This is a genomic window from Streptomyces sp. NPDC086787, from assembly GCF_044745865.1.
Lineage (GTDB): Bacteria > Actinomycetota > Actinomycetes > Streptomycetales > Streptomycetaceae > Streptomyces.
Genome location: NZ_JBIVBC010000017.1, coordinates 51,295 through 65,694, shown reverse-complemented (window position 1 = coordinate 65,694; position 14,400 = coordinate 51,295). Strand labels below are relative to the sequence as shown.

General features: G+C 71.9%; 12 protein-coding genes and 3 tRNA genes. 7 read left to right on the top strand and 8 right to left on the bottom strand.

The window, feature by feature from the left end:
• Window positions 1–40 precede the first annotated feature (40 nt).
• The 4 genes from purD to ACIPK3_RS29310 all read left to right on the top strand — a co-directional run bounded on the left by purD (window position 41) and on the right by ACIPK3_RS29310 (window position 6,270).
• Complete coding sequence (gene purD / locus ACIPK3_RS29325; protein ID WP_402574464.1) at window positions 41–1,291, top strand: phosphoribosylamine--glycine ligase; 1,251 nt, start codon at window positions 41–43, stop codon at window positions 1,289–1,291.
• A gap of 283 nt (window positions 1,292–1,574) precedes the next feature.
• Entirely contained in the window at window positions 1,575–3,551 is a 1,977-nt protein-coding gene (locus tag ACIPK3_RS29320) for a hypothetical protein (RefSeq protein ID WP_402574463.1), read from the top strand.
• Window positions 3,552–3,751: 200 nt separating this feature from the next.
• Entirely contained in the window at window positions 3,752–5,254 is a 1,503-nt protein-coding gene (locus ACIPK3_RS29315; RefSeq protein WP_402574461.1) for a N,N-dimethylformamidase beta subunit family domain-containing protein, read from the top strand.
• Between the two features lie 116 nt (window positions 5,255–5,370).
• Window positions 5,371–6,270, top strand: coding sequence for a phosphoribosylaminoimidazolesuccinocarboxamide synthase (locus tag ACIPK3_RS29310; RefSeq protein WP_402574459.1), 900 nt, complete (start codon window positions 5,371–5,373; stop codon window positions 6,268–6,270).
• A gap of 52 nt (window positions 6,271–6,322) precedes the next feature.
• Here the strand turns inward: ACIPK3_RS29310 and ACIPK3_RS29305 are convergent.
• From ACIPK3_RS29305 to ACIPK3_RS29270, 8 genes are all read right to left on the bottom strand, one after another.
• A tRNA-Gly gene (locus ACIPK3_RS29305) sits at window positions 6,323–6,395 on the bottom strand.
• 22 nt (window positions 6,396–6,417) lie between these two features.
• On the bottom strand, window positions 6,418–7,032 hold the full coding sequence (locus ACIPK3_RS29300; protein WP_402574457.1) for a response regulator: 615 nt from the start codon (window positions 7,030–7,032) through the stop codon (window positions 6,418–6,420).
• Window positions 7,029–8,279: a sensor histidine kinase gene (locus ACIPK3_RS29295; protein WP_402574455.1), complete on the bottom strand. Its 1,251-nt coding sequence runs from the start codon at window positions 8,277–8,279 to the stop codon at window positions 7,029–7,031. The genes ACIPK3_RS29300 and ACIPK3_RS29295 overlap by 4 nt, the downstream gene beginning before the upstream one ends.
• A 14-nt stretch (window positions 8,280–8,293) precedes the next feature.
• On the bottom strand, window positions 8,294–9,055 hold the full coding sequence (locus ACIPK3_RS29290; RefSeq protein WP_402574453.1) for an ABC transporter permease: 762 nt from the start codon (window positions 9,053–9,055) through the stop codon (window positions 8,294–8,296).
• Window positions 9,052–10,002 (bottom strand): ABC transporter ATP-binding protein, encoded by a 951-nt coding sequence (locus ACIPK3_RS29285; protein WP_402574451.1) that lies wholly within the window; start codon window positions 10,000–10,002, stop codon window positions 9,052–9,054. The genes ACIPK3_RS29290 and ACIPK3_RS29285 overlap by 4 nt, the downstream gene beginning before the upstream one ends.
• A 120-nt stretch (window positions 10,003–10,122) precedes the next feature.
• Window positions 10,123–10,198: transfer RNA gene (locus ACIPK3_RS29280), tRNA-Gly, on the bottom strand.
• Window positions 10,199–10,279: 81 nt separating this feature from the next.
• Window positions 10,280–10,351, bottom strand: a tRNA-Gly gene (locus tag ACIPK3_RS29275).
• Window positions 10,352–10,486: 135 nt separating this feature from the next.
• Window positions 10,487–10,804 (bottom strand): Lsr2 family protein, encoded by a 318-nt coding sequence (locus ACIPK3_RS29270; RefSeq protein WP_402574449.1) that lies wholly within the window; start codon window positions 10,802–10,804, stop codon window positions 10,487–10,489.
• A 354-nt stretch (window positions 10,805–11,158) separates the two neighbouring features.
• On the opposite strand from ACIPK3_RS29270, the gene purS reads away from it, so the two are divergent.
• The 3 genes from purS to purL are packed head-to-tail and all read left to right on the top strand — an operon-like array spanning window position 11,159 to window position 14,354.
• The gene (gene purS, locus ACIPK3_RS29265) at window positions 11,159–11,422 is read left to right on the top strand and encodes a phosphoribosylformylglycinamidine synthase subunit PurS (RefSeq protein WP_015659417.1); all 264 of its coding nucleotides are present in this window, start codon (window positions 11,159–11,161) and stop codon (window positions 11,420–11,422) included.
• Window positions 11,419–12,099 carry a phosphoribosylformylglycinamidine synthase subunit PurQ gene (gene purQ / locus ACIPK3_RS29260; protein ID WP_402574447.1) on the top strand — a complete coding sequence of 227 codons (681 nt, stop codon included), beginning with the start codon at window positions 11,419–11,421 and terminating at the stop codon, window positions 12,097–12,099. Before purS ends, purQ begins: the two co-directional genes overlap by 4 nt.
• Window positions 12,096–14,354, top strand: a complete 2,259-nt coding sequence (gene purL, locus ACIPK3_RS29255) for a phosphoribosylformylglycinamidine synthase subunit PurL (protein ID WP_402574445.1) — start codon at window positions 12,096–12,098, stop codon at window positions 14,352–14,354. The genes purQ and purL overlap by 4 nt, the downstream gene beginning before the upstream one ends.
• Window positions 14,355–14,400 lie beyond the last annotated feature (46 nt).

The window sequence follows — 14,400 nt, the reverse complement described above, 5'->3', positions numbered from 1 at the left end:
CGCACAAGGCGACCCGCCGCCCGCCCGTTAGGCTGACCCCGTGAAGGTCCTCGTCATCGGCAGCGGCGCCCGCGAACACGCCCTGTGCCGCTCCCTGTCCCTCGACCCCGACGTCACCGCGCTGCACTGCGCCCCAGGCAACGCCGGCATCGCCGAGGTCGCCGAGCTGCACCAGGTCGACGCCCTGGACGGCAAGGCCGTATCCGCGCTGGCCACCAGGCTCGAAGCCGAGCTGGTGGTCGTCGGCCCGGAGGCCCCCCTGGTCGCCGGGGTCGCCGACGCCCTGCGCGAGGCGGGCTTCCCGGTGTTCGGCCCCTCCGGGGAGGCCGCGCGCATCGAGGGGTCCAAGGCCTTCGCGAAGGAGGTGATGGCGGCGGCCGGAGTGCCCACCGCCCGCTCCTACGTCTGTACGACGGCCGACGAGGTGGCCCACGCCCTCGACGCCTTCGGCGCGCCCTACGTGGTCAAGGACGACGGGCTGGCCGCGGGCAAGGGCGTGGTCGTCACGCAGGACGCCGACGCCGCCACCGAGCATGCCGCCGCCTGCGAGCGCGTGGTCATCGAGGAGTTCCTCGACGGCCCCGAGGTGTCCCTTTTCGCGATCACCGACGGACGCACCGTCGTACCGCTCCAGCCTGCCCAGGACTTCAAGCGGGCCCTGGACGGCGACGAGGGCCCGAACACCGGCGGCATGGGCGCGTACTCCCCGCTGCCCTGGGCCGACCCGAAGCTCGTGGACGAGGTCCTGCAGACCGTTCTCCAGCCCACGGTCGACGAGATGCGCCGCCGCGGCACCCCGTTCTCCGGTCTGCTCTACGCCGGCCTCGCGATCACCTCCCGCGGCATGCGGGTCATCGAGTTCAACGCCCGTTTCGGCGACCCGGAGACCCAGGTGGTCCTGGCCCGTCTGCGGACCCCGCTGGCCGGCCTGCTGCTCGCCGCCGCGAACGGCACCCTGGACGACCTGCCGCCGCTGCGCTGGAGCGACGACGCGGCGGTCACGGTGGTCGTCGCCTCGCACAACTACCCCGGCACCCCGCGCACGGGCGACCCGATCAGCGGACTCGACCGGGTGGCCGCCGAGGACGCCCCGCACGCGTACGTCCTGCACGCGGGCACCCGGCGCGACGGCGACGCCGTCGTCAGCGCGGGCGGCCGCGTGCTGTCCGTCACGGCGACCGGCGAGGACCTGACCCAGGCCCGTGAGCGGGCGTACGCGGCCGTGGGCCGTATCGGTCTCGACGGGGCCCAGCACCGTACGGACATCGCCGCGAAGGCGGCGGGCGAGTAACACCCGTAACACCCGCCTCTTCACCACCTTCAGGCCCCGGAGTTCACGACCAGAAATCCGGGGCCCGATCGTTGCTGCCTGTCTCCACCTCTGACCAAGGCCATTCCATCGAGTGACCAATGGCCCAACCGGCTGACGGGGGCCTGGGCCCCAACTAGGGTGCGGCGCAAGCGTTCCGGCACTTGGCCCACCGGCATTGCGATGTCAGTACCGGGTGCCACAGTGGGGGAGTGAGCAACGCCAGGACAGCACCAGGGCTACAGGGAGGGGGTGACGTCCGGTCGTGACCGGAATCGGTGTGGAGAGGGGTGCGCACGCCGCGCGTTCCCGGGCCCTCGCCGTGCTGCGCGTGCGTGGCCGGGCGCTGGGCGTCGCCGTGCTGCCCGCGGCGGCCGCCGTGATCCTGCTGGCCGGCGGTGCCACGGACCATCTCGTCGGGCGGGGCTGGGACCTCGCCCGCTGGATCGTGACCGTGACCGCGCTGCTGGTGCTGCTCGCGGCCGCGGGCATCGCGCTGCTCGTCGCCCGTGCCCGTCCCGCCGTGAGCCCGACGGTCCCGATCCCGGAGGAGTCGGCCCCCGACCTCTACCGGATGGTGCGAGACCTCGCCGACCGGCTCGACGTGCCCGCGCCCTCCGCCATAGCGCTCACCCCGGACTGCGACAGCTGGCTGGAGGACCGCACCCACCCCGCGCACGGCCCGCCCCAGCCCCGGCACCACGACGAGCTGGCGGACCCGGGACGCCGTGTGCACCGTCGTACGGCGGCCGCGCCCGTCCTCGTCATAGGCTCCCCGTTCCTGTGGTGGATGCGGGTCGGCGAGCTGCGCGCGGTCCTCGCGCCGGTCGTCGCCGGTACCGGCCCCTCGGCGCACCCGGACATAGCCGCTGCCCGCCGTTTCGTACGCGGGCTGGACGCGGCGGTGGCCGTGACCTCCGGCCCCGGCCGGGGCCCGGTGTCCCGCGCGGCGCTCGCGGCCATCCGCTGGGTGCCGCGGGCCATGCTGCGCGGCTGCCGGGAGCACGCGGCCGAGATGGAGCGCGGGGTGGCCGCCGCGGCCGCCGAGCGAGCCCAGGCCGTGGACTACGGGCTGCGGATCGTCGCCCAGGAACAGGTGGGACTGGCCTACGCGGGCTGGGACCGGCTGCTGACCCGGGTGGCGCTGCCCGCCTGGCGGATGGGCCGCTGGCCCTGCCGGCTGGACGCGGGTGTCGTCGCGGCGCTCACCGAGCTGTCCCGGCGCGACCGGCTGGCCGAGGGTTTCGCCTCCCGACTGGGCGAGCGGCCCGCGTGCGATCTGCTGGAGGAACCCGGCCTGGTGGACGAGGCCGCCTCGCTGCTCGCCGCCCGCCTCTTCCACGGCGGGCCCGCCGGGCCCGGCCCGGACTGGGCGCCGGTGAACTGGCACGAGTATCCGGACGAGGTCGTGGACCGCAAGTGGCGCACCGACGCGGCCCGTCTGCACCGGGTCCTGGACGCGCTCGGCGTCCGCGCCGCCGACGGCGCGGCCACCCCGAACGCCGCCGGCCCCACCCTCTCCCGCGTACTGGACCATCTGACGTCCGCCCCGGCGCGCGACGGCGCCCCGGCAAACGCCGACGCCCCGGCTCACGGCGCTGCCCCGACCTGCGACGACGTATCGGCCCGCGCCGATGCCTCGTCCCGTACCGATGCCTCGGTCCACGACGCCACCCACGACGACGCCCCGGCAAACGACGACGCCCTGGCCGGGGACGACACCTCGGCGTACGACGACGCTCCGGCCGGGGACGACGCCGTGGCCCACGACGACGAGCCGGGCGGCGACCCCGGTACCCGGCGTGGTGCGGCGCTCGCCGCACGGCTCAGCGCCGAGCTGGCCCGTGAGGAGGCCGCCGCCAGCGCGGAGCCGCGGACCGAGCAGCCCGGCCAGGTCTCCGGGCACGGCCACGGGCACACGCACGGTCACGGCCAGGGCCCCGACGTGGTGCTCTGGGACGACGGAGCCCTGCCCCTCTTCCCCCTCCAGCCCCCGCGCACCGCCCGTGAGCTGCTCGCCGACCACGTCACGGCGATGGTGTGCTGCGCCGCGATGGACACGGCGGGCGCGCTGCCCGGTCTCGACTGGCTCGACGGACCGTCCCTCCTCATCAACGGCGAGCGCGCCGGCGATCTGACCTCCCGTGTGCTGAGCCTGACCGAGGAGGGCGACCCGGACCCGCTGCGGGCCTGGCTGATCGAGTCGGGGATACGACCCGAGAAGCCGGTACGGCTGGTATGACCGGCCGGACTCGCCGCCGTAGCGGAATGCCACCTTCCAATTAAGGTCAATTCGCAACGAGTAGTGACCGCGCGCGTGCGTCATGTGATGTGCTGGGGATCGATCCCGCACATGGCAATGGCGTACGACATACGACGGCCGCACCGCACAACACCACAGGGATCACGGGGGCCCGCGGGACCCGAGGGAGGGGAGCGACCATGGGATCCGAGCAGATCCGCCGATGGGAGTCCGGGGCACTCGCCCACGCCGTGACGGACCCCTTCGGTCTGGGGCCGGTCCCCTGGCTGCGCGGCAGCGAGACCTACTTCGACGACAGCGGCCACGTCGTCCCCTGGTATGTGGACGCCGTCCAGCAGCACGGGCGCCAGACGTCTTCGGGCGTGCCGCGGGTACCGGCGCCCCGGCAGGGCGGCGGGCCCCGCTCGGCCGACGACGTCCACCGTCAGATCAAGGGCTTCGCCTCCACCGGCGCGGTCTCGCCGGGCGAGGCCGTCGACTTCCACATCACGGTCGACCCGCCCCAGCAGTTCAGCGTGGACGTCTACCGCATCGGCCACTACGGCGGTGACGGCGCCGCCAAGATCACCACCAGCCCCCGGCTGTCCGGCATCGTGCAGCCCGCGCCGCTGGCCGCCGACCGCACGGTGTCCTGCCACCACTGGTGGCTGTCCTGGCGGCTCCAGGTCCCGTCCTACTGGAGCATCGGCGCCTATGTGGCCGTTCTGACCACCGCCGACGGCTACCGCTCCCACGTGCCGTTCACGGTCCGCGACAGCCACCCCGCCGACCTGCTCCTGCTGCTGCCCGACGTCACCTGGCAGGCCTACAACCTCTACCCGGAGGACGGCCGCACCGGCGCCAGCCTCTACCACGCCTGGGACGACGGGGGCCGGCTGCTCGGCGAGGCCGACGCCGCGACCACGGTCTCCTTCGACCGTCCCTTCGCGGGCGCGGGTCTGCCCCTGCACGTCGGGCACGCCTACGACTTCATCCGCTGGGCGGAACGCTACGGCTACGACCTCGCCTACGCCGACGCCCGCGACCTGCACGCGGGCCGGGTCGACCCCACCCGCTACCGGGGCCTGGTCTTCCCCGGCCACGACGAGTACTGGTCGGCGCAGATGCGCCGCACGGTGGAGATCGCCCGCGAGAGCGGCACCTCGCTCGTCTTCCTCTCGGCGAACACCATGTACTGGCAGGTGGAGCTGGGCCCCTCCGCGTCCGGCGTGCCCGACCGGCTGCTCACCTGCCGCAAGCGCAGGGGTCCCGGCAGGCCGGTGCTGTGGCGCGAGATCGACCGCCCGGAACAGCAGCTGATCGGCATCCAGTACGCGGGCCGTGTGCCCGAACCCCACCCGCTCATCGTGCGCAACGCCGGCCACTGGCTGTGGGAGGCGACCGGCGCGGGCGACGGCGACGAACTACCCGGCCTGGTGGCGGGCGAGGCCGACCGCTACTTCCCGCGCACCGCCCTGCCCGAGCACGAGGAGCGCATCCTGCTCGCCCACTCCCCCTACACCGACAGCGACGGCGCCCCGCGCCACCAGGAGACCTCCCTGTACCGCTTCCCGTCCGGCGCCCTGGTCTTCGCCTCCGGCACCTTCGCCTGGTCCCCGGCCCTGGACCGCCCCGGCCATGTGGACCCCCGTGTCCAGCGGGCCACCGCGAACCTCCTGGACCGCATCTGCAAGCACGACTGACCACGACCGACCCACTGACCGGGCTTCCGGCCGGCCCACTGACCGACCCGCTGTCCATCGGCCGCCACCCCGTGCGGGACAATCGAGCCAGTTGGACAGAACCACGGGGAGGAACCGTGTCCGGATTCGTAGAAAAGCCCGAGCCAGTCCAGGTTCCGGGTCTGGTCCACCTGCACACCGGCAAGGTGCGCGAGCTGTACCGGAACGACGCGGGCGACCTCGTGATGGTCGCCAGCGACCGCATCTCCGCCTACGACTGGGTGCTGCCGACCGAGATCCCCGACAAGGGCCGCGTCCTCACACAGCTCTCCCTGTGGTGGTTCGACCAGCTCGCGGACCTGGTCCCCAACCACGTCATCAGCGCCGAGCTGCCCGAGGGCGCCCCCGCCGACTGGGCCGGCCGCGCGCTGGTCTGCCGGTCGCTGAGGATGGTGCCGGTCGAGTGCGTTGCCCGTGGCTACCTCACCGGCTCGGGGCTCGCCGAGTACGAGAACTCCCGTACCGTCTGCGGTCTCGCCCTGCCCGAAGGACTCGTGGACGGCTCCGAGCTGCCCGCGCCGATCTTCACCCCGGCCACCAAGGCGGAGGTGGGCGAGCACGACGAGAACGTGGCGTACGAGGAGGTCGCCCGGCAGGTCGGCGCCGACGTCGCCGCGCAGCTGCGCCAGACCACCCTCGCCGTCTACCACCGCGCCCGGGACGTCGCCCGCGAGCGGGGAATCATCCTCGCCGACACCAAGTTCGAGTTCGGCTTCGCCGGGGACGACCTCGTCCTCGCCGACGAGGTGCTCACCCCGGACTCCTCCCGGTTCTGGCCGGCGGACCAGTGGCAGCCGGGCCGCGCGCAGCCGTCGTACGACAAGCAGTTCGTCCGCGACTGGCTGACCTCGGCCGAGTCCGGCTGGGACCGCACGAGCGAGCAGCCCCCGCCTCCGCTGCCGCCGCACGTGGTGGAGGCGACCCGCGCCAAGTACATCGAGGCGTACGAGCGACTGACGGGACTCGCCTGGGCGTGAGCCGCTGAGCGACGCGAAAGGCCCCCGGCGGAAGCCGGGGGCCTTTCTTCGGAGCGGACGACGAGGCTCGAACTCGCGACCTCAACCTTGGCAAGGTTGCGCTCTACCAACTGAGCTACGTCCGCATGCGCCGTGGCGCGAGAGCAACTATACCCAACCTCGCTCCCGGGCGAGACGCACTGCCGCATGCCGGTTGTCCGCGCCGAGTTTCGTCACCGCCGACGAGAGGTAGTTGCGCACGGTCCCCGGGGACAGCGCGGCCCGCTCGGCGATCTCCGCGACCGGCGCCCCGTCGGCGGCCAGCTCCAGTACCTCGGCCTCCCGCGCGGTCAGCGGTGAGTCCCCGGCGGAGATCGCGTCCGCGGCCAACTCGGGGTCGACGTACCGGTTTCCGGCGTGCACGGTACGGATGATCTCCGCGAGCCGCTGCGCGCTCACGGTCTTCGGGACGAACCCGCGCACACCCGCCGCAAGGGCCCGCTTCAGATGGCCGGGCCGCCCGTGGCCGGTGACGATCAGCACCCGGCAGCCGGGCAGTTCGGCCCGCAGTGATGTGGCGACCTTCACACCGTCCGCGCCCGGCATCTGAAGGTCCAGTACGGCCACGTCGGGTGTGTGGGCCCGCGCCATGGCGAGTGCCTCCGGGCCGGTCGCGGCCTCGGCGACCACGACGAGGTCGTCCTCCAGGGCGAGCAGCGCGGCCAGCGCGCCGCGGATCAGATGTTCGTCGTCGGCGAGCAGCACCCGTAGCCGGGAACTCATGACACGACTCCCGTGACTGTCTTCCCGCCCGGCACGGGGACCTCCGCCACCAGCCGGAACCGGTCCTCCCCGACGGTCCCCGCCGCGAGCGTGCCGTCCACCGCGGCCAGCCGTTCCCGCAGCCCCGCGAGCCCGGAACCCCCGCCCCCGTCCGGTGTTCCGGACGCGCCGTCGTTCTCCACCGTCAGCACCACACGCCCCTCCAGTACCCGCAGACTCACGGCACACCGCCCGGCGTCCCCGTGCCTCAGCACGTTGGTGGTGGCTTCCCGCACCACCCAGCCCAGCGCGGACTGGACGCCGCCGGGCAGCCCGTCGGCACCGCCGGTGATCTCGCAGTCGATCCCGGCCGCCGTCAACACCCCTCGCGCACCGGCGAGTTCGGCCCCGAGGTCCGCTTCCCGGTAGCCCCGTACCACTTCCCGCACCTCCCGCTGCGACTCCCGGGCGATGCGCTGCACCTCGATCATCTGCTCCACGGCCTCCGGCCGCCCACGCCGGGCCAGTTGGACGGCCAGCTCGCTCTTGAGAGCTATCACGGACAGGTTCCGGCCGAGGACGTCGTGCAGATCCCGCCCGAACCGCAGCCGTTCCTCGGCGACGGCGAGCCGGGCCTCGATCTCACGGGCGCGTTCCGCCTCCCAGAGCACGGACAGGGTCCAGGCACCGCAGCGTGCGGCCGTCAGGGCGAAGCCGACGGCGAAGCCGCAGAGCACCGTCGTGGCGACGATGCCGAGACCCTCCGGGCGCACGGTCCAGAAGGCGGCCGCGATCACCGCCGTGAGGACCGCGGACCGGCGCAGGAACACCCCGACGGGCACGGTGAACGCGTACGGGATCCCGAACGGCACGAGCACCGCCGCGACGGCCAGCCGGACCGAGAACGGATCGGTCCCGTCGATGGCGGCGAGTGCCACGACGACGCAGAGTGCCAGGCCGAGCAGGACGGCGGGGCCGCGCTGGGAGCGCGCCGGCACCTCGGCGCGCTCCAGGTAGTGGTCGAGCGCGGGCCGCACGAGCCGGCTCGCGGACGCGCACTGCAGCAGGGCCAGGGCCACCAGCAGCCCGCCGAGCGCCAGCGGAACGGGCCGCCGTTCCAGCACGCCGACCAGCGGCAGCATCAGCCAGCCGAGCGGCATCACCCAGATGGTGGAGTGCCAGGTGAGCAGGCTCTGCAGTTCGACGCGCTCCGCCTTGCTGCGCTCCCGCCAGTGGGACTGGTGCCACCGCCGTATCCGCCCCACCATGTGCTCCCCCGTACTCAGCGCCGGGGTTCCCACCGGAACCACCGCCGTACAGCAAACACCGCCAGGGCGGTCCAGGCCAGCGCGCCGGCCACGGTGCCCAGCGTCTCGTATCCGCTCAGCCGGCCGGTCCAGCCGGCGGCGACCAGCCGGACCGCGGGGGAGAGCGGGAGCAGTTCGCAGATGCGGGCGATCCGGTCGGGCAGCACCTGGGCCGGGATCGCGATGCCCGAGCCGATCATCGACAGGAGAACCAGGGGCAGCGCGGTGATCTGCGCGCTCTCCGTGGTCCTGGTGACGGCCGAGGTGAGCGCGGCGAGCGCGGCGCACAGCACCAGGCCGGTCAGCAGTCCGAGCACGGTCAGATACGGCGCCTTGGGCGTCCCCGTGTCCAGGAGCACCGCGCAGCCAACGGAGAGGACCAGCGCCTGGGCGAGCCCGACGCACACGGCGGGCAGGCCGGTGCCGACGAGGATCTCCAGGTCGCCGAGTTCGCCGGTGCGCAGCCGCTTGAGGACGAGTTCCTCGCGGCGGGTCACGAAGGCGCTCACCAGGGAGGTGTAGACGGTGAAGAGGAAGGCGAAGCCGATCGCGGCGGTCAGCATGGCCGCGCCGACGGTCAGTCCCTCGGCCCTGAGGTCCAGCTGGTCGAGCGCGGGCCGGACGCTGAAGGGCAGCGAGAGCGGCACGAGCAGCGCGGTGACGACCGCGCCGCGGTTGCGGCCGAGCAGGGTGAGTTCGGCGCGGGCGAGCGCGCGCATCCGGGTCGCGGCGCTCATGCGGTGGCTCCTGCCGCGAGCTCCTGCTCCCGGGCGATCCCGAGGAACGCCTCCTCCAGTGTGGCCGACCGCACATCGAGGCCGCGCAGTTCGACCCCGGTCCGCTCCGCCCACACCAGCAGCCCGGTGGCCGTCCGCTGGAGTTCCCGGGTGCGCAGCCGTACGGTCCGGCCCGCCACCTCGTGTCCGCACACCCCGAGTTCCGCGAGCGGCGGCAGATCGCCGAGGAAGTGGCCATGGGGCAGCTCGAAGGAGATGCGGGAGGGCCGTCCCGCGGTCACCTCGGCGGGGGTCCCGTGGGCGGCGACGCGTCCCTGGTGCAGGATCGCGAGCCGGTCGGCGAGGTTCTCGGCCTCCTCCAGGTAGTGCGTGGTGAGCAGCACGGTGGTGCCGGTGTCGCGCAGCGTCCGTACCAACTGCCAGGTCTCCCGGCGGCCTTCGGCGTCGAGTCCGGTCGTCGGCTCGTCCAGGAACAGCACCTCGGGCTCGCCGAGCAGCGCGAGCGCGAGGTCCAGCCGCCGCCGCTCGCCCCCGGACAGCTGCTTGACGCGGACATCTGCCCTGCCGGTGAGCCCGACCCGGGCCAGCACCTCGCTCTCGGGCAGGGCTCCGCTGGTGCATCCCGCCCACATCCGGGCGGTCTCGGTCACGGTCAGCTCCGAGGGGAAGCCGCCCTCCTGGAGCATCACTCCGGTGCGCGGCCGTACGGCGGCCCGCTCCCGGTACGGGTCGTGGCCGAGGACCCGCACCCGGCCGCCGGCCGGGGCCGCGAGCCCCTCCAGGAGCTCGACCGTCGATGTCTTGCCGGCGCCGTTGGTGCCCAGCAGCGCGAAGATCTCGCCGCGGGCCACGGAGAAGCTGATCCCACGCACCGCCTCGAACCCGCCCCCGTAGACGCGCCGGAGGTCGGTGACCTCGATCACGTTCTCGTGTTCGTCGTTGTCCATGACTTCAGCGTCCCGGTGGCCGGGGCGGGAGGTCAGTGCGCGGTGTCATCACTCGGCATGACAAATGTCAGAAGCGCGGAGCACACGAAAAAACCCCGGTCACAGGGACCGGGGTTTCTCTGGAGCGGACGACGAGGCTCGAACTCGCGACCTCAACCTTGGCAAGGTTGCGCTCTACCAACTGAGCTACGTCCGCACTGCCCCCGACCGGCTCCCACCGATCGGTGCGGGCATCAGCCTACCGCAACCACAGCAGTGGTCGTGATGGCGATGCCAGAGCGGGTGACAGGAATTGCACACTGCGCCTTCCCCCTGGAAGGGGGACGTTCTACTACTGAACTACACCCGCGTGACTCCTTGGGCCTCGGCCTTCCGGCCTCGCCCCTCGGCGTGCTCCAGACATTAGCTGATCAGCAGGGGGGTAGCGCAAGTCGGTTGCCCTCAGGGTCCGGTGACGGACCCTGAAGGGGGGCGCCGCCGGGGTTCACTGGGCGGCGCTGAACGCCTCGTACACCTTCTTGGGGATGCGGCCCCGGGCCGGTACGTCCATCTTGTTCGCCTGGGCCCAGGCGCGGACGGCCGCCGGGTCGGGTGCGACCTCCGTCTGGCGGTAGGCCTTGCCCGACCTCGCCCGCTTGCGGCCGGCCGTGACGTACGGCTCCAGGGCCTTGCGCAGTTTCTTGGCGTTCGCTTTGTTCAGGTCGATCTCGTACGACTTGCCGTCGAGTCCGAAGGCGATCGTTTCCGCCGCTTCCGAGCCGTCGATGTCGTCAAAGAGAGTGACCACGACCTTCTGCGCCACGAATATCGGTCCCTTCGTGCGACACCTCCGTCGTATGACGTGCCTTGACGTCATGGAGATGTCGACTGTCCGCCTGATTATTGGGCAAAGTATCGGCTATTGCCAATTCATTTGTACAGTGCCCGCCAATGGAAAGTGAAGCCCGACTAAATCCGTCCGCGTGTCCCGGCGCAATAGCTGCCGCGGGTGGATCGCCGAACTTTCCCAGATTTTTTGGTGAAGGCACCCGTTCGGCACCGGATTCGACACCTGATCGTGACGGCCATCACGTAGGTTCCTACAACGCTACCCGCGTAGAAATTTTGTACGGGTAGTCTGAAGGAACCTGCTCAGCACCACACACCGGGAGTGCCAGTGGCACGCGTCGTAGTCGACGTCATGCTCAAGCCGGAGATCCTCGACCCCCAGGGCCAGGCGGTGCAGCGCGCACTGCCGCGGCTGGGTTTCGAGGGGATCTCGGACGTACGTCAGGGAAAGCGATTCGAACTGGAAGTTGACGGTCCGGTCGACGAGGCCGCGCTCGCCCGCATCCACGACCTCGCGGAATCCTTCCTCGCCAACACCGTGATCGAGGACTTCACCGTCAAGGTGGAGGAAGTCGCGGAGGCCGCGAAGTGACCGCTCGTATTGGCGTCGTCACTTTCCCGGGGAGTCTCGACGACCGCGACACACAGCGGGCGATCCGGCTCGCGGGCGCCGAACCGGTCGCGCTCTGGCACAAGGACAAGGACCTGAAGCAGGTCGACGCCGTGGTGCTGCCCGGCGGATTCTCCTACGGCGACTATCTGCGGGCCGGTGCCATCTCCCGCTTCTCGCCGGTGATGGAGACCGTCATCGAGCAGGCGAAGGCCGGGCTCCCGGTTCTCGGCATCTGCAACGGCTTCCAGATCCTCACCGAGGCCCATCTCCTCCCGGGCGGGATGCTCGGCAACAACCACCTCCACTTCATCTGCCGCGACCAGAAGCTGCGGGTGGAGAACGCGGGCACCGCCTGGACCGGCGACTACAGCCAGGGCCAGGAGATCCACATCCCGCTGAAGAACATGGACGGCCGGTACGTCGCCGACGAGTACACGCTCGACCAGCTCGAAGCCGAGGGCCGGGTCGTCTTCCGGTACCTGGACTTCAACCCGAACGGCTCGCTGCGCGACATCGCCGGCATCACCAACGAGGCGGGCAACGTCGTCGGCCTCATGCCGCACCCCGAGCACGCCGTCGAGCCGCTGATCGGCACCGGCCGCACCGACGGCCTCCCGTTCTTCACCTCGATCCTCAAGAAGCTGGTCAACGCATGAGCCGGACGCCTCTGGACACGGTCGAACACGCGGCCGCGACCCCCGACGTCGAGCTGCCCTGGGCCGAACTCGGCCTGAAGAAGGACGAGTACGAGCGGGTCGTGGAGATCCTCGGCCGCCGCCCGACCGGCGCCGAACTCGCCATGTACTCGGTCATGTGGTCCGAGCACTGCTCGTACAAGTCCTCCAAGGTCCATCTGCGTCAGTTCGGCGAGAAGGCCCCGCAGTCCGACGCCCTGCTCGTCGGCATCGGCGAGAACGCGGGCGTGGTGGACGTCGGCCAGGGCTACGCGGTCACCTTCAAGGTCGAGTCGCACAACCACCCCTCCTACGTCGAGCCCTACCAGGGCGCGGCCACCGGCGTCGGCGGCATCGTGCGCGACATCATCGCGATGGGCGCCCGGCCGGTGGCGGTGGTGGACCCGCTGCGCTTCGGCGCGGCCGACCACCCCGACACCAAGCGGGTGCTGCCCGGCGTGGTCGCGGGCATCGGCGGCTACGGCAACTGCCTGGGCCTGCCCAACATCGGCGGCGAGGTCGTCTTCGACGCCTGCTACCAGGGCAACCCGCTGGTCAACGCCGGTGCCATCGGCGTCATGCGGCACGAGGACATCCACCTCGCCAAGGCGTCCGGCGCGGGCAACCTGGTCGTCCTGTACGGCGCCCGCACCGGCGGCGACGGCATCGGCGGCGCCTCGATCCTCGCGTCCGAGACCTTCGACGACGCCAAGCCCTCCAAGCGGCCGGCCGTCCAGGTCGGCGACCCCTTCCAGGAGAAGCTCCTCATCGAGTGCACCCTGGAGGCGTTCCGGGAGAAGCTGGTCGTCGGCATCCAGGACCTCGGCGCGGCGGGTCTGTCCTGCGCCACCTCCGAGCTGGCCTCCAACGGCTCCGGCGGTATGCGCGTCACCCTGGACGACGTACCGCTGCGCGACTCCACGCTCTCGCCCGAGGAGATCCTCATGAGCGAGTCGCAGGAGCGCATGTGCGCGGTCGTGGAGCCGGAGAAGGTCGAGCGCTTCCTGGAGATCTGCGCCAAGTGGGACGTCATCGCCACGGTGATCGGTGAGGTGACCGACGGCGACCGACTGGAGATCTTCTGGCACGGCGGGAAGATCGTGGACGTCGACCCGCGCACGGTGGCCCACGACGGCCCAGTGTACGAGCGCCCGTACGCCCGCCCGCACTGGCAGGACGCCCTCCAGGCCGACGACGCCGGCAGGCTGCCGCGCCCGGCGACCTCCGAGGAGCTGAGGGACCAGGTCCTGAAGCTGGTCGCGTCGCCCAACCAGGCGTCGAAGAAGTGGATCACCTCGCAGTACGACCACTTCGTGCAGGGCAACACCGTCCTCGCCCAGCCCGAGGACTCCGGCATGATCCGGATCGACGAGGAGACCGGCCTCGGCGTGGCCATCGCCACGGACGGCAACGGCCGCTTCGCCAAGCTGGACCCCTACGCGGGCGCTCAGCTGGCACTCGCCGAGGCCTACCGCAACGTGGCGACGACCGGCGCCAAGCCCCTCGCCGTCTCCGACTGCCTGAACTTCGGCTCGCCCGAGGACCCGGCGGTGATGTGGCAGTTCGCGGAGGCCGTGCGCGGTCTCGCGGACGCCTGCCAGCAGCTCGGCACCCCCGTGACCGGCGGCAACGTCTCGCTCTACAACCAGACCGGCGAGGTGGCCATCCACCCGACTCCGGTGGTGGCCGTGCTCGGTGTCATCGACGACGTCGCGCGCCGCACGCCGGTCGCCTTCCAGGAGGAGGGCCAGCTGCTCTACCTCCTCGGCGACACGCGTGCGGAGTTCAGCGGCTCGGCCTGGTCGCAGGTCGTTCACGACCATCTCGGCGGACTGCCCCCCAAGGTCGACCTGGAGCGCGAGCGGCTGCTCGGCGAGATCCTGATCTCCGCCTCCCGCGACGGCATGATCGACTCCGCGCACGACCTGTCCGACGGCGGTCTCGTCCAGGCGGTCGTGGAATCGGCGCTGCTCGGCGGCAAGGGCGCGCGTCTGGTCGTACCGGACGGGCTCGACGCGTTCACCTTCCTGTTCTCCGAGTCGGCGGGACGCGCGGTCGTCGCCGTGCCGCGCTCGGAGGAACTCCGCTTCAACGACATGTGCGGAGCCCGGGGCCTCCCGGTCACCCGCATCGGTGTCGTGGACGGCGACGCGGTGGACGTCCAGGGCGAGTTCACGCTCCCGCTGGCGGAGCTGCGCGAGGCGCACGAGGGGACCATCCCGGCGCTGCTCGCGTAGGCGCTCGTACGGCGTGCTCCGACGAGCGCGTACGACGTGCTTGTAC